The sequence below is a fragment of the Acinetobacter sp. 2JN-4 genome (assembly GCF_003687745.1).
In the GTDB taxonomy this organism is placed as follows: domain Bacteria; phylum Pseudomonadota; class Gammaproteobacteria; order Pseudomonadales; family Moraxellaceae; genus Acinetobacter; species Acinetobacter halotolerans.
This window is the reverse complement of the sequence record NZ_RDNY01000001.1, coordinates 119,948-135,662: the sequence shown is the minus strand read 5'-3', so window position 1 is coordinate 135,662 and position 15,715 is coordinate 119,948. Positions and strand designations below refer to the sequence as shown.

Genomic DNA, 15,715 nt, shown 5'->3' with positions numbered 1-15,715 from the left:
AGAAAGGGAATTGATTAGTTAGGAATACTTCATTGTTGCAGTTTAAGCGTTTGTTTGCAGTTTTTGCTTTGATTATTATTGCCAACTTGTGTGGTGTCTATATCGCGATGTGGGTGTTTAAACACTTTAATATCAATATTCCATTGAAAGATCAAAAAGTCGCGATTGATTTACAAGAACCTTTACAAGTTCGGGTTAAAGTGAAAGATGCTTTAGATGTCGAAGTGAATGGACGTGTCGATGCGCAAATTCCAATTAATGAACAGTTGAATGTTGCTTTAACTCAGACACTCACGCCACGCGTTTATTTCGATAGTTCAGTTCCAATTAGCACCATGATTCCAGTTCAAGAAGTGATTAAGGTCAATCAAAACTTACCGATAGATACAAAAGTACAGGTCAAAATTCTGGGTAAAGATGTGACATTACCTTTAAAAGGAACGATTCCTTTGCAACTGGATGTGCCGATCAATATCCAAGTGCCGTTACAGCAAAATGTACATTTAAAGTTTGATGCGCCCGTAAAAACAGTTTTAAAAGAGAATTTAAATATTCCATTAAAAACACAACTCAATGCCAATATTCCAATTCAAGGTAAATTGAATGTCCCGATTACTTCAGAATTGAATGCTTCTGTTGATGTTAAGAATACTTTGCCTGTCAAAATTGCACAGGGTGAACTCAAGATTCCGCTATCGAGTATGTATTTGGATCGCGTGCAATCTCAGTCTGTTGATGCGAGTCTAAATAAAAAAGATGCGAAAGCAGGTGAGTGATGCTGATGCTTAAATCATTTAAAAGTGTGTTGATCAGTTTTGTCATTTTAACCACCTTAGTTGCGATCTTGTTTTGGTTCTATCTCAATATTCAGGCATCAGTCATGGTGTCCGCGCAGCAAGCAGATATTCGGTTGCCTGAGTCACTTTCGACCAAGATTCAGGTCGGAGATCACCTAAGAGTCAGGTCTGAGGGGGAGTTAAAGAGCACCTTAGTGATGGATCGTACTTTGCAATTACCTTTGCAGGGAAAATACTTAGCAGATCTGCGTTTTGAAGTGGAAACGCCGATTACAGTGAATATTGATTATGAAACCACACTCAAAGTCGATCAGGTGATGCCAATCGAGACGACAACTGATTTAATTTACCAAAAGAAGCTTCTGCCCAAATTTCCTTTAAAACTAAATATCCCCGTAAAGCTAGATATTCCATTTCAATTGAAGCGTGCTTATACCGTTCCTGTGAAAATTGTATTTGACGGGCCTGTTTATTTTGCTTTTGATGAATCAATCAATTTACCGATTAAGCATCAATTCAATCCCAGTTTTTATATCAACGATACCATCGATATGAATTCGATTTCATCTTTCAATGCCACCATGTTTAACGCTGTCCAAGAGACGAAGGCAAATTTAGAGATGCAAATGGACGTGCCATTGAAGAATGTAAGACCATAAAAGAACGAAATCACGCTTTTTTGCAGTCTATAAGGGCATTTGCTGATTTTAATATTCGAGTAATTTACGAAAATGTGGCAAAATATCCCGTTTTATAGAATTTAGAGGATTGGCGCATGCGCTTTGTTGATGAAGCAGTCATAATCGTAGAGGCTGGCGACGGTGGCAATGGCGTAGCTAGTTTTCGCCGTGAAAAATTTGTCCCTTTTGGTGGTCCAGATGGTGGAGATGGGGGACGTGGTGGAAGTATTTATATCCAAGCCGATGATGATACCAGCACACTTGTAGACTTCCGTTATACACGTCGCTATCGTGCAGAACGTGGCAAAAATGGTTCGGGTGCAAACTGTTCAGGGCGTGGCGGTGAAGACGTTATATTAAAAGTTCCAGTCGGTACCACGATTGTTGATACAGAATCTGGCGACATTATTGGTGACTTAGTGGCTGATGGTCAGCGCGTTAAAGTTGCTCATGGTGGTGATGGTGGTCTAGGTAATACGCACTTTAAATCATCAACCAACCGTGCACCACGTAAATGTACGACAGGCATTAAAGGCGAATATCGCGAAGTTCGTTTAGAGTTAAAAGTACTTGCGGACGTTGGCTTACTGGGTATGCCGAATGCAGGTAAATCAACCTTTATTCGTGCGGTCAGTGCTGCAAAACCAAAAGTTGCAGATTATCCATTTACCACGATGGTGCCTAACTTAGGTGTGGTCGATGCTGATCGTCATCGCTCATTTGTAATGGCTGATATTCCAGGATTGATCGAAGGTGCGGCAGAAGGCGCTGGCTTAGGGATTCGCTTCCTTAAACACTTAGCGCGTACTCGTATTCTCTTACATATTGTGGATGTAGAACCGATTGATGGTTCTGATCCTGCGTATAATGCCAAAGCGATTTCGGCTGAGTTAGTGAAGTTCTCACCAACCTTGGCTAAACTTCCAGTTGTACTTGTGTTGAACAAGCTTGATCAAATTGCAGAAGATTCAAGAGAAGAGTGGTGTCAGCACATCTTAGATGAATTGCAATGGACAGGACCTGTGTTCAAAACATCTGGCTTACTTGCTGAAGGGACCAAAGAAGTCGTTTATTACCTTATGGATCAAATCGAACAACAACGTGAACGCGAAGTTGAAGATCCTGAGTATGCAGCAGAAGTTAAGGCCTTCCGTGAACAGCTTGAAGTTGAGACACGTGAACAAACCATCGCAGCAAAAGAAGCTTATCGTGAGATGCGCAGAGCACAGCGTTTAGCTGGTCTAGAGAGCGATGATGAAGACTTTGATGACGATGAAGACGACAGTGATGTAGAAAGCGTCTACATTCGTGACTAGGCTTTTTTTAGTTCCCCTTTTTGCGATGCTTTCGTCGCATTTTGGGGGAAAACAAAATTGAGGGAAAAATGATAGAAGTGGTCGATATGCAACGTCAGCTCAATACGTGTAAACGAATCGTTGTTAAAATCGGATCATCTTTACTCACTGCAAATGGGCAAGGTTTAGATTTAAATGCAATTTCGCATTGGGCGAAACAAATTGCAGATCTACACAATGCTGGACATGAAATTATACTCGTGTCGTCAGGTGCAGTCGCAGAGGGGATGGTACGCATGAAATTTGCGAATCGACCCACTGATCTCCCTAGTTTGCAAGCATGTGCTGCCATTGGTCAAATGGGCTTGATTCATACATGGTCAAACGTATTGGATCAGCATGGAATCAAAACGGCACAAGTTTTACTCACGCATGATGATCTTGCAGACCGTCGTCGCTATCTCAATTCTTGTGATGCACTGCAAAACTTGATTGATTGGCGCGTGATTCCCGTGATAAATGAAAATGACACTGTATCTACAGACGAAATTCGTTTTGGTGATAATGATACTTTGGCTGCAATGGTAGCGGGTCAGGTTCAGGCTGAGTTGTTGATTATTTTGACTGATCAACAAGGTATGTTTGACTCGGATCCTCGTAGTAATCCAAATGCCAAGCTCTTTTCTGCTGTGCGTGCATTGGATGACAGTTTGTTTGAAATGGCAGGTGGTGGTGGTGTATTTGGTCGTGGTGGTATGGTGACCAAAGTTCGTGCTGCACGTTTGGCTGCACGTTCAGGTTGTCCAACATTGATTGCCAGTGGTGAAAGTGAACATGTACTTGCGCGTTTGATGGCTGGTGAAATGTTAGGTACTTTGTTCACCACTGATAATGATCGTGTCACTGCAAACAAAAAGTGGTTAGCTGCACATTTACAAACTGCAGGGCGTTTAGTGATTGATGCTGGTGCGGTTGAAGCAATCAAACTCAAGCATCGCAGTTTATTGCCCGTTGGTGTAAAAGCGATTGAGGGGCATTTTGATCGTGGTGACGTGGTTGAGTGTGTTGATCAGAAAGGACAGCGCATCGCGGTTGGGCGTGTGAATTTCAGCTCTCGTTCAGCAGATATGGTTAAAGGGCTGAGTTCTGATAAAGTGCATCAACTCTTAGGTGAAGCACGTTCATTGGAAATGATCCATCGTAACCATATGGCGATTTACTAATCCAGATATTGCTTTACTAGCATAAAAAAAGACTTCTCAATCAGAAGTCTTTTTTTATGCCTAAAGTTTTTGGACTATTTATGTTGTTGAATATTTTTACCCATACGTGCCAGTAAAATCACTGGAATCAGTCCTACCAACACAATCAATAGCGCAGCGATAGCACCATCTTCATAAGTGCCTCTTGAGGCTTCAGCATAGAGTTGGGTGGCGAGCGTTTCCATATTGAGTGGTCTAAGCAATAACGTAGCAGGTAACTCTTTCATACAGTCAACAAAGATCAATAATGCTGCTGAGATAATCGCTGGGCGTAACAGGGGCAGATGAACTCGCCATAAGATACCAAACTTATTTTGTCCTAAGTTCTGTGCGGCATCATCAAAGACACCATGAATACGATTATAGCCAGATTCGATTCCACCAATTGCGATCGCAAGGAAACGAACACAGTAGGCATAGATGAGGGTGAAGGTGGTACCTAAAAATAATAAACCTGTGTTAATCCCAAGTTTAAATTCAAGAAAGTCCGCGACCGCATGGTCGATTTTTCCTAAAGATAACATTAATCCAATCGCAAGCACCGTCCCTGGAATCGCATAACCCAAGCTAGAGATACGACTGAACCATGAGTTTTGGCTAAAGCGAGCAGCACTGACGATCAAGAAACCAATAAAAATCGTGATCAAAGTTGCAAGGCTTGCCAAGCTAAGCGTATTGATTGATGCTTGTAATAAATAATCTGAAAAACCTGCATATTGAAGGCGCTTATAAGATTCAACCAATAAATGACTGATTGGAATCAGAAAGCCGATACAAATCGGAATCAAACCAAGTCCGAAGAATAACAACGCTTTGCTTCCTGTGACAGCTTGAGCAGGCATTAGTCGGCTGCGTTGGGCTGAGTTCATATAACGCTGTTTACGTCGTCCCAGTCGTTCTACGACCACCAATAAGGTAATGATCATTAACATGAAGATCGCAATTTGAGCGGCACTGGCCAAATCCGATTGGTTGGTCCATGTTGAATAGATCGATAGGGTTAGTGTTTTTACACCTAAAAATTCAGTCGCACCGATATCATTAATGGTTTCCATTAAGGCCAAACTCGCACCGACTGCGATCGCGGGGCGTGCAAGGGGAATGGCGACACGTAAAAAAACTTGGTTTGGTTTCAATCCTAGACTACGCGCAACTTCAACCAGACTGGCTGATTGCATTAAAAACATGGCACGTGTACTTAAATAGACATAGGGATACAACACAAAACTTAATAAAAAAATACAGCCCCAAACTGAACGAATATTGGGAAACCACCAAGGCTGTGCTTCCCAGCCAAACCAGCCACCGAGTACACTTTGTAACGGCCCAATGGGATGCAAGATATCAATATAGCTATAGGCAATAATATAAGTGGGTACTGCGAGGGGCAACAATAGCGCCCAGTCTAAAAAGGCTCGCCCCCGAAATTGATAAGCAGTAACTAACCATGCACTCCCTGTTCCGATCAAGATCGTGAGTATACCTACGCCAAAGAGTAATAACGTAGTATCGATTAGTGTCGGTGGGAGGACATAACGAATCAGGTGTTCCCAAATATCACTATTGCCTTGTAGCGCCGTCACGATTAACGCCAATACAGGTAAACAAGCGAGCAGCGTCAATAGCCCACTGAGTGAAAATAATAAATTAAAAGTATATTTTTTTTTCATCATCGAGGGTGTGAGTATACGGAAAGGGAGGAAAGTTCAACTGGGTAGCTAAACAGGCGACAAGTCAGTTGCCGCCTATCAGTCGGACAAGATTTAGTGATTAAATTGAACTTTATCGACTAAAAGATTGGCTGTTTTACGATGACGAGCAATATCACTGAGTCGAATTTTGTCGACTTCAAGTTTGCCGAAGCTGGCAATAATTGGATCGACTTTAACGCCAGCTTTTACTGGGTATTCAAAACCACTTTGCGCATAAATTGCTTGGGCATGATCTGATGCTAAAAACTCAAGAAGTTGAACCGCTTCTTTGCGGTTAGGTGCATGTTTTGCGACCACTGCACCTGAAACGTTGATATGCGTACCCCCATTTTTAAAACGTGGTAATACCACATTAATGGCATTGCCCCAACGTTGTTGTTCGGCATCACCCGTGCGCATCGTACCGACATAATAGGTGTTGGCTACACCGATATCACAAATCTTGCCAAGGATGTCTCGTGCAACATCACGGTCACCACCACTTGCTGGACGCGCCAAATTCGCCTTTACGCCACGCAGCCATTGTTCAGTGGCTTTTTCACCATGGTGAGTGATGTAGGCCGCAATTAAGCTGGTGTTATATGAATGGCTACCTGAACGAATACAAATTTTACCTTTCCACTTTGGATCGGCTAAATCTTCATAGTTGATTGCGGTGAGCGGGGTACGATCTTTTGAGGCATATACGGCACGTGCCCGCATAGATAAAGCATACCAGTGTCCATTTGCAGCACGTAAGTTCCCTGGAATAGCACGATCGAGAACTTTTGAGTTGACTCGTTGGGTTAGACCACTTTCAACGATATCGACTAAATTACCAAAATCAACCGTAAGCATGACATCAGCAGGAGAGCGACGCCCTTCTGCTTTAACACGTTCGAGCAACCCATCTTTGATGAAAACAGTATTCACCTTAACACCTGTTTTCTCGCTAAATTCTTGTAAGAGCGGTTGAATCAAAACAGGTTCTCTTGTGGTATACAGGTTGACTTGAGCAGCATTTACCCAACTACTCGCAAGTGCAACGAGTCCTGTTAAAACAATATGACGTTTAGACAGTTGTTCCATTTTTTCTAATTCCTAATCACAAGGTTTAAACTTGAAGTGTTTGTTCGGTACTAAGGTGATCTGTGTTGAAACTGTCATCCGATGCATAGAAAAAACATGTTGTTAAATCTACAGAAAGATAAACCTGTTCAGTTTCAGCAAAATTTTGTCGATGGTCAACGTGAGCCAGCAATATAATATCTTGCAAATCAAGCTGTAAACGCAGTAATTGAGTATGACCCATAAAGCTCGATGAAATCACTTTGGCAGATAAAGCCCCCTCAGTAGGTGCACGGAACACATTGAGTTGATGAGGGCGGAAACAACACTGAATCGGCTGCTGAGTTGTATTTAAGTGCTGAGGTACAGCGATCGTTCCAAAAATACTGGTAATTTGATGATCCGATCGTTGCGTTGGTATTTCATTCAAAGCAGAAAAATAACGTGCAGCAAATAAGGTTTTTGGTTGTAAATAAAGTTGTTTCGGGGTGCCGATTTGAATGATCTTACCTTGATGCATCAGAATAATCTGATCTGAAATTTGCAGCGCTTCTTCGGGATCATGAGTCACGATAATTGTTGTCGTGGCTGTTTTTTTTAAAATTTCGATAGTGCTTTGTCTGATTTGATCTCGTAAACGATGATCAAGATTAGAAAAAGGTTCATCCATGAGTAAGACATGAGGTTTTGGTGCAAGGGCACGTGCTAAAGCCACACGCTGTTGCTCACCACCAGATAAGGTATAAGGATAACTGTGTAGATGATGATGCATCGAAACATGTCTTAATGCTTGTTCTGCTATCGTTTGTCGCTGTGGTTTTGGGAATTTTTTTAATCCAAACATGACATTTTCCAACACACTCAAGTGTGGGAAAAGTGCATAGTCTTGAAACACTAAGCCAATATTGCGGTCTTCGGCGGCAACCTGCTGTTGGGCATCCCATAAAGTATTTTGTTCGAGTTGAATTGAACCGCTACTTGGGGTTTCTAAACCTGCAATCAAACGCAGCATTGTGGTTTTGCCACAACCTGAATGTCCAAGTAAACAGACGATTTGCCCACTGGTCGCAGACCACGTCGCCTGATTTACAGCAAATCGTGAGCCATATTGTTTGCTCAATTGCTGGATAGTTAAGACATTGGCCTGAGGTGCAGTATGAGCATTCATGGTCAATTCACAAGACGATTTATTTGAACAAATGATAACTAATAATTCTTCTCATGTAGAGTCTTTTTCTAATTTCTTTTGCCGTTGCATCACTTCAATCGGATGTAAATCGATTAACTCAGGTAGCGTATCGTTAAGACCAACCATAAAGTGTTGATCTGTGAGACTGAACATTTCAAGGTCTTCATGGCTATTACCATAAGCATAGACTTGTTGGTAATAGTCCAGATTATACTTTTCCAATACTCTGAGTTTCTTTTGTTCGCAGCTACAATCTTGAGAGTTGTAGTTACCCGATAAAATGCCATTGTTAATTTCTGTTTGTGTACAAATCAGTTCAATATTTAGAAGTTCGCAAACTGGTGCCAAATATAAGTCAACTGAGGCTGAGACAAGCACCACATGATCACCACGTTGCTGGTGTAAATAAAGCTGTTGAAGTAGGTCTGGGTCTAATTCTTTAATGATTTTTTGTGCATAGCTTGGTGCTAATCGCTGAGGTAAGTCTGCTGCAATTCCTTTAAACATGCTTTGAAATAAGCGAGAACGCATTGCATGAGCAGGGTATAAGCCTAAATAATAAGCCATAATCCAAGGCAAGATTTTCAAGCCTCGGGTTGCGATATGGTGCTTAGGAAAGGTGAAGAAAATAAATCCAGTAAAACTATCTTTCGGATAAAGTGTTCCATCAAAATCAAATAACGCAAGATTTAAAGTTTTATCTGTTTTGCTCTTTGCATGCATGTCTCATATCGTCCATTTACACGGCTCGCAAACCAATTAGTATTATAATCACGACTCAGCTTAGGACCTGAAATCACAACTTGGGGCATGATCGCATATTTTGCGTCTTTCCCTGTTTTGCTTTGATATAAATTTTGTAGCGCAAGATAAGTTTGGGTATTTTCTAATTTTTTCGATTTTTCTTTTTTTAGATCGCTACGTACTTGACGCGGCGTAACCAAAACATTATTTGCAGCAAAAACCGAAATCAAGGCTTTTTCAGTTTGACTTTGTGTGGTGCGGATATTGCCTTCTTTATTATAAATAAGCAGATCGCCATCCAAACCGATTTCGATGTCGGTTAATGCATCCAACATGCTTTGGAATGAAGCATTGCGGCTAGAATACATGCCTGAGTTATAATCAGCGAAACGATAAATTGCTTTATCATAATCGGCGGGATAAACCATTAAACGATGGATGCCATAATATAGACCACCATATTGTGTGTATAGATCATCGCGTAGTTCGGCTGTACTCATCCCGATACGTTTATGTTCTTTGGCATAATTAATATGGACTTGCATCGAACCAAGTGTCGTAATTGGATTCATCTTTTCACTGATGTCCTGACCCACCAACTTGGCTGCACCTGTTAAGGCACTGATATGATAGTGCTTTGCCATATAAGCAAAAATTTCGCGATAAAGTAAATCAAGTTCTCGTTCAGTTTTAACGCGTCGCATTTGACGCATATAGTTATCTTCAGGTGAGGGTTGGGTTTTTAAAACCTCTTCAAAGTAACCTGCAATTGTGCCACCTATATTTTCACCTAATTTGGCTTCAAATTTTTCTTTTAAACGCGTGTTAATTTCTTGGACTGCTTTTTCACCTAAGCCAGCCACTTGTGGATCTGCGATAAAATTTGACTCTTGATCTACCACAGCGACAATACTACAAACATTTTGTTTGGTTTGAGGAATACTTAATTCCTGCATAATGGCATGAATATCTTGCGCCCACGATTGACGGTCCTTCACACGTGATGGAATGACTTTTTTAATGTGCTCAGCTTGCATTTCAGGTTCTTTACTATTTGACCACCATGCTTTATCACAAGCGGTTAAACCAACACATGCTGCAAGGATGCTCATCGCTTTTAATAAAGGATGAGTCGGAGACGTTTTGTTCATAATCAAGACAACACCGCATAAAAAGATGAGCTGAATGGGCGAATGAAGTATACTATGTTGATCAAAAATTGTAAGAAAATATATGTATATTGGTTCCTATCAACTGTCAAATAATCTGATTGTTGCTCCGATGGCGGGTGTAACTGACCGACCGTTTAGAACGCTGTGCAAATACTTTGGTGCAGGGCACGCTGTTAGTGAAATGATGACGGCCGATAAAACCTTACGTATGACCAAAAAAAGCTTATATCGAGCAAATTTTGATGGTGAGCTTGCCCCGATTTCTGCACAGATTGCGGGTTCTGATCCAGAGCAGCTCGCTGAAGCAGCGCGTTATCAGGTTGCCAATGGTGCGCAAATTGTTGATATCAATATGGGATGTCCAGCAAAAAAAGTCTGCAACAAACTCGCAGGCTCAGCGTTGCTGCAAGATGAAGACCTAGTTGCTCGTATTTTGGATACCGTAGTCGCCGCAGTTGATGTTCCTGTGACTTTAAAAACTCGACTTGGCTTTTTAAATGGCGAAGAAAATATTTTACGTGTTGCTAAACGTGCAGAACAAGCTGGGATCACTGCTTTAGCTTTGCATGGACGTACGCGCGAAGATATGTATTTGAATAACGCACGTTATGAACTGATCAAACGAGTAAAAGAAATTCTGAGTATTCCTGTGATCGCCAATGGTGATATTGATAGTCCAGAAAAAGCCAAATACGTCCTTGATTATACGGGTGCGGATGCCATTATGATTGGGCGTGCTGCGCAGGGACGACCTTGGATATTTAGAGAAATTGGTCATTATCTGCAAACAGGCGAACATCTAGCCGCACCAGATATTGCTGAAGTCAAAATGGTTTTATTGGGACATTTGGCTGAGCTATATCAATTTTATGGTGAGTATTCTGGTTGTCGTATTGCGCGTAAACATATTGCTTGGTACACCAAAGGTTTACGTTCAAGTAACGAGTTTCGTCAAAATATGTACAAGGTTGAAAGTACGGCCGATCAAGCAAAAGTGGTGGAGTCTTACTTTGATCAATTGCTTGATCAAGGTCAGCGTATGAGTGATGTGCAGATTGAGCAGGTTAATTTGTTAGAAATAAAATAGCCTAAGTAAATTTGATTGACTACAGGCTTCTTAATAAATTGATCATTATTAAAATTTTGGTTTTCTAATATGATCGAAATCTTGTTTTTTATGCGTTGGTTCTGTGTGGTGTCATTTATTTTGGCTTTTATATTTTATATCTATTCATGGTATCTGTACTGTATAAAAAACAAACTTGTTTCGGATGTTTGGAACTTTTTTGTTCGAATTAACCAACTTAATCCTGTATTAAACGAAGTGATTTTTAAGGGCAGAAATAATCATCAATATGAAGTAAAAAGAGTAAAAATTATGTTTTGGCTTGTGCCAATATTATTATGTTTAACGATTTGGAGTATCGCTTATTTTTGAGCCTTATCCACATAATTTAAAAAAACGTGAGTGGTAAGGTTTTCTGTTGGGCCGAAAAATCTTACCTGACTCACGATTTATTTCATTTAATTTTACTCTAAATGTGACGTGATTTTTTTAAGGATATCTAAGATCACATCAAACTCACTTTGTAGTGGGGTGCTTTTACGGGTAATCAATGCCAGTGTGCGGCTTGGTGCATCCTGAATTGATTTAATCGCAATCGCATCATTGCCACTCAGCATACTATTTTTGATTGCAATTTCAGGTAGTAGCGTAAAGCCAAGATCAGAAGATACCATCTCGACTAAGGTCGGTAAGGAACTTGCTTTTAAGCGGTGATCATTTTTACGCTCACCGACAGGGCAGGCACTTAAAGCATGATCACGTAAACAATGACCTTCTTCGAGTAACATTAAACGGGTCAGATCAAGATCATCTAAACTGTTTGCATGAATCGCATTACTATCGTTTTTGTTGTAAACAAGTGACAAATGCTCTTTCGCAATTTCAGAGACTTTTAGACCACGTGTATCAAAAGGTAGTGCCAGCACAATCATGTCAAGATTGCCATGTTCGAGCTTTTCTACAATTTTTTCACTTTGTGCTTCATGGAGATGCAGTTGGATTTTGGGTAAGTGTTGATGAACTTCATCAAGCAACTGAGTCAAAATAAACGGCGCAATGGTTGGAATGATACCCAGATGCAAATCACCGGTTAGCGGTTCACTCATTTCTCGACTTAAGCGCATTAAGTCCTGTGCGTCAGCCAATAACACACGTGCGCGTGCTACAACTTGTTCGCCTAAAGGAGTTAAGCGAACGTTTTGACGATCACGTTCAACTAAGACGCCACCTAACAGACGCTCTAACTCCATAATCCCCCCAGACAATGTGGACTGGGTAACAAATGAACGGCGAGCTGCTTCAGTAAAATGTAATGTTTCTGACAACGTAACTAAATATGATAGCTGTCTTAATGAGGGTAATGCAGCCATAGTGTCCTAGTGTGATGATCTAAAATGATGAACAAACAAACCGCTAAGTTGAGGAATGAAATGTGCTGGAATATCATGCCCCATTCCTTGAATTAATTCAAACTTAGCACCAGAAATTGCTTTTGCAACTGCTTTCCCATGACTTGGTGGTAACAAACGATCTTTTGAACCATGTACAACCAAGGTTGGTTGAGTAATATTCTTGTTTAAAGGTAACAAAGAACCCGTACATAATATTGCTAAAAATTGTTGAAGTACACCCGCCGGGTAAAAACTACGGCGATATAATTTACGAATGGTTTGAATTGTTTCGAGTTGGTTCACATAACCTGGCGAGCCAATAATTTGAAATACTTTTAAACTGTGATTAACAATTGCTTCTTCGTCATGCGCTTCAGGTCTGCCGAGTAAACTAAAAAGTTGCTTTGGATGCGGTAATTTTAGAAAGGGCTGATTGTTACTGGTAAATAATAAACCAACCTTTTCGACTTTCTCTGGATATTTTGCTGCAACGATTTGGGAAATCATGCCACCCATTGATGCACCTAAAATATAGGTTTTCCCGAGACCTAATTGGTCAATCAACATCGCCACATCATCAGCCATATCATACAGCGTATAAGGTGCACCTTCATTGCCTAAGCCCAACATAAAGCGACTCATCAATTTCATGGTGTTGAGGCGTTGTTTTTTATTACGAATTTTTGAAGATAAACCGATATCACGATTGTCAAAACGAATAACCCGAAAACCTTGGTCGATCAGTGATTTGCAGAAGAAATCAGGCCAAAACAGCATCTGAGCACCCAATCCCATGATTAGTAAAATCGTCGGGTGTTCAGGATTGCCTCCAATTTCAACATGTAACTCAATTCCATTGCCCAAAGTTACTTTGGTTTCTTGCATAAATGAAGTATAAGGCGACGCATTGAATTGAAAGGCACTGTTCATGGGATTCGTTCCGAGTTGAATTCTTTTTATCAATTGTGAGTTTGTTGGTCTTTATTTCACAACAAACTCATTGTGGTTAGATTTTAAACTTGTGCAGGAATTAAATCTGGAACAAGTTTGGTTAAGGTTAAACGTTGTTTACTTGCTGTTGCACCGAGAAGAACAAAACCTCTTAATGTACCTTGGGCATCATTTGCTTTTGCAAGCATACCATCATCAAACTCTTCTGTTTCCCAATTTACTTCTACATCGATAGGTGCAGGTAAAACAGTCAGTGGGGCAGCAGGCGTTTTAACTGCAACGGGCATCGCAGGATAATGCACAGTTGTGTTTTGACCACTCAGTGTTTTAGCCAAAGCACGCGCTTGTTGCATGATTGGCATCACAAATGGAAGCAATGTCCCATTTACTTCTGCACAGTCACCAACAGCATAGATATCAGCTTGGCTGGTTTCTAATAATGTATTGGTAATAATACCGCGACTGGTTTGGATATTTGCTGATTTGGCTAAAGCTGTGTTGGGCTGAAGACCGATCGCAGAAAGGACAATATCAGCGATTAAGGTTTTACCGTTGGCGAGAGTAACTTCGTAGTCTTCACCATTATTAATTTTAGTTACTTTTTCTACAGTGGTCGATAGGGCGAACTTAATGCCTGCTTGTTCTAAGTTGGTTTTAAACGCATCAGCGACATGATTTGGTAACAAACGACCAAGCGGTTGTGGCGCAAGATCAATCACAGTAATGTCATAGTCGCTATGCAATAAGTCATTCGCAAACTCACAACCAATTAATCCAGCACCAAGAATAACCACACGTTTGTCTTTACGTTTCGCTAAGTTTTCACGAAATATGCGATAGTCGATGAGTGAGTTTACAACATGAATATCATCACTACCGTCACCAGAAATGGCTAAACGGATTGGATTTGCACCGACCGCAAGTACAAGTTTTGAATACGGCTGAGTAATACTTTCACCATTTTTTTCTAAAATGATTTCATGGTTTTCAGCATTGATTTCTTTGACTAGCGTTTCTGATTCAATACGCATATTCAGTTGGGTTGCCATTTTTGCGGCATCACCCAAAGCGATTTGCTCTGGCGCTTTTTTTCCCGCAAAAGCATTGGATAATGTTGGTTTTGCATAATTTACCGCATCATCTGCACAGATCATAACGAGTTCTTGTTCTGGGCTCAGTTTGCGAAACTCACGAGCAACGGTATAACCCGCCATACCTGATCCGATGATGATGATAGGATGCATTATATTCTCCAACATTTTTTCATTTAAAAATAAATTATAGAAAAAAAGACCATGTGATCATGGCCTTTTTGACAATCTTAGATTTCAATCATTTCAAAATCAGCTTTTGAAACGCCGCAATCTGGGCAAGTCCAATCATCTGGAATATCTTCCCATTTAGTCCCTGCTGCAATGCCGTCTTGTGGCCAACCATCTGCTTCGTCGTAAATCCACCCACAAACGATACATTGATATTTTTTCATGTGACTCTCCAAACTGATAGGTATGCTCAAATTGCCTTTCAGTAAACTATTCCATAATGTCGCTACGATCGCTGCAATACAACAAACTTGTGTTGATTGGGAGTTAGATTTTTACGCAGAACGACTTTTAAGTAAAGTAAATGTAAGAGTTTAATCATTTATGAGAAAAGTAATATGGCAATTCTAGCTGAAAGTCTTGTTATTTGTGCAATTACTCTAATCTTTATGGTCGTAAATATGACGATGTAATTTAAAAAGGTGTAAATGTATAAATATGGTTTGATTGAAAAATGAACACTTGGAGTTGGGATATCATAATTATCACCACCAAGATGGAGCAAAAATACATGGAAACCTTATCTTATACGATAAAAATAAATGCACCTAAACAGAAAGTTTGGGATGCGTTATGGGCAACCGAAACTTATCAAACATGGACAAAGTTTTTTTCGTGTAGTTCAACGATGCAAACAGACTGGAAAGTAGGTGGAAAAACCTATTTTTTAGATGGTGATAGAAATGGCATGGTATCTACCATTGAACATTTAGATGAGCCGAATACAGTTGTCTTTAAACATCTCGGTATGATTATGGATGGGAAAGAAGACTTAGAGAGTGATGACGTAAAGTCGTGGGCTGGTGCATTAGAAAAGTATCTGTTGACTGATGTCGAGGAGGGTACTCAGCTTCATGTAGAAGTGGATATTCAGCCAGAATATACAGAAATGATGAATAAAGGCTTTGATCAAGGGTTGGCAATGGTGAAATACTTAGCTGAAAAATAAGTTAAATTTTATTGGATATTTATATTGTAATCACCCGATCGAAAAGGCTGAAAATCGATAAAGATTCGCTTTTTTCGAGATTATAAAGCTGAAATGATACGAAAATGGGTTGTGATCTGCTATTCTATTCGCCTTTAT

The 15,715-nt window shown here is 40.4% G+C and carries 15 protein-coding genes; 6 read left to right on the top strand and 9 right to left on the bottom strand.

Annotated elements, in window-relative coordinates:
- Nucleotides 1-32 precede the first annotated feature (32 nt).
- The 4 genes from EAH57_RS00770 (at nucleotide 33) to proB (ending at nucleotide 3,995) form a co-directional block, all read left to right on the top strand.
- Entirely contained in the window at nucleotides 33-776 is a 744-nt protein-coding gene (locus EAH57_RS00770; RefSeq protein ID WP_121928422.1) for an MFS transporter, read from the top strand.
- Entirely contained in the window at nucleotides 776-1,456 is a 681-nt protein-coding gene (locus tag EAH57_RS00765; RefSeq protein ID WP_121928421.1) for a hypothetical protein, read from the top strand. The genes EAH57_RS00770 and EAH57_RS00765 overlap by 1 nt, the downstream gene beginning before the upstream one ends.
- A 116-nt stretch (nucleotides 1,457-1,572) precedes the next feature.
- Complete coding sequence (gene cgtA / locus EAH57_RS00760) at nucleotides 1,573-2,793, top strand: Obg family GTPase CgtA (RefSeq protein WP_004668828.1); 1,221 nt, start codon at nucleotides 1,573-1,575, stop codon at nucleotides 2,791-2,793.
- A 68-nt stretch (nucleotides 2,794-2,861) separates the two neighbouring features.
- Nucleotides 2,862-3,995, top strand: coding sequence for a glutamate 5-kinase (gene proB / locus EAH57_RS00755; protein WP_004668826.1), 1,134 nt, complete (start codon nucleotides 2,862-2,864; stop codon nucleotides 3,993-3,995).
- 74 nt (nucleotides 3,996-4,069) lie between these two features.
- Here proB and EAH57_RS00750 read toward each other — a convergent pair whose 3' ends face one another.
- From EAH57_RS00750 to EAH57_RS00730, 5 genes are all read right to left on the bottom strand, one after another.
- Complete coding sequence (locus tag EAH57_RS00750) at nucleotides 4,070-5,707, bottom strand: ABC transporter permease (protein WP_171407339.1); 1,638 nt, start codon at nucleotides 5,705-5,707, stop codon at nucleotides 4,070-4,072.
- A 90-nt stretch (nucleotides 5,708-5,797) separates the two neighbouring features.
- Nucleotides 5,798-6,814 carry an extracellular solute-binding protein gene (locus EAH57_RS00745; protein ID WP_121928420.1) on the bottom strand — a complete coding sequence of 339 codons (1,017 nt, stop codon included), beginning with the start codon at nucleotides 6,812-6,814 and terminating at the stop codon, nucleotides 5,798-5,800.
- Between the two features lie 25 nt (nucleotides 6,815-6,839).
- Nucleotides 6,840-7,961 (bottom strand): ABC transporter ATP-binding protein, encoded by a 1,122-nt coding sequence (locus EAH57_RS00740; RefSeq protein WP_121928419.1) that lies wholly within the window; start codon nucleotides 7,959-7,961, stop codon nucleotides 6,840-6,842.
- Nucleotides 7,962-8,012: 51 nt separating this feature from the next.
- On the bottom strand, nucleotides 8,013-8,705 hold the full coding sequence (locus EAH57_RS00735) for an HAD-IB family hydrolase (RefSeq protein ID WP_121928418.1): 693 nt from the start codon (nucleotides 8,703-8,705) through the stop codon (nucleotides 8,013-8,015).
- The gene (locus EAH57_RS00730) at nucleotides 8,672-9,877 is read right to left on the bottom strand and encodes a DUF1615 family protein (RefSeq protein ID WP_121928417.1); all 1,206 of its coding nucleotides are present in this window, start codon (nucleotides 9,875-9,877) and stop codon (nucleotides 8,672-8,674) included. The genes EAH57_RS00735 and EAH57_RS00730 overlap by 34 nt, the downstream gene beginning before the upstream one ends.
- Before the next feature lie 82 nt (nucleotides 9,878-9,959).
- Here EAH57_RS00730 and dusB point away from each other — a divergent pair, with 82 nt between their 5' ends.
- Complete coding sequence (gene dusB, locus EAH57_RS00725) at nucleotides 9,960-10,985, top strand: tRNA dihydrouridine synthase DusB (protein ID WP_121928416.1); 1,026 nt, start codon at nucleotides 9,960-9,962, stop codon at nucleotides 10,983-10,985.
- Between the two features lie 443 nt (nucleotides 10,986-11,428).
- On the opposite strand, the gene oxyR is transcribed toward dusB, so the two are convergent.
- The 4 genes from oxyR to rubA all read right to left on the bottom strand — a co-directional run bounded on the left by oxyR (nucleotide 11,429) and on the right by rubA (nucleotide 14,792).
- Nucleotides 11,429-12,334: a LysR family transcriptional regulator OxyR gene (oxyR, locus tag EAH57_RS00720; RefSeq protein ID WP_004668812.1), complete on the bottom strand. Its 906-nt coding sequence runs from the start codon at nucleotides 12,332-12,334 to the stop codon at nucleotides 11,429-11,431.
- 6 nt (nucleotides 12,335-12,340) lie between these two features.
- The gene (locus tag EAH57_RS00715) at nucleotides 12,341-13,285 is read right to left on the bottom strand and encodes an alpha/beta fold hydrolase (protein WP_004668810.1); all 945 of its coding nucleotides are present in this window, start codon (nucleotides 13,283-13,285) and stop codon (nucleotides 12,341-12,343) included.
- Nucleotides 13,286-13,368: 83 nt separating this feature from the next.
- Nucleotides 13,369-14,550, bottom strand: coding sequence for a rubredoxin reductase RubB (gene rubB, locus EAH57_RS00710; protein ID WP_121928415.1), 1,182 nt, complete (start codon nucleotides 14,548-14,550; stop codon nucleotides 13,369-13,371).
- Between the two features lie 77 nt (nucleotides 14,551-14,627).
- Nucleotides 14,628-14,792, bottom strand: a complete 165-nt coding sequence (gene rubA, locus EAH57_RS00705) for a rubredoxin RubA (RefSeq protein WP_004663059.1) — start codon at nucleotides 14,790-14,792, stop codon at nucleotides 14,628-14,630.
- A gap of 347 nt (nucleotides 14,793-15,139) precedes the next feature.
- Between rubA and EAH57_RS00700 the strand changes: the two genes are divergently transcribed.
- Nucleotides 15,140-15,577, top strand: a complete 438-nt coding sequence (locus EAH57_RS00700; RefSeq protein WP_121928414.1) for an SRPBCC family protein — start codon at nucleotides 15,140-15,142, stop codon at nucleotides 15,575-15,577.
- Nucleotides 15,578-15,715: the final 138 nt, after the last annotated feature.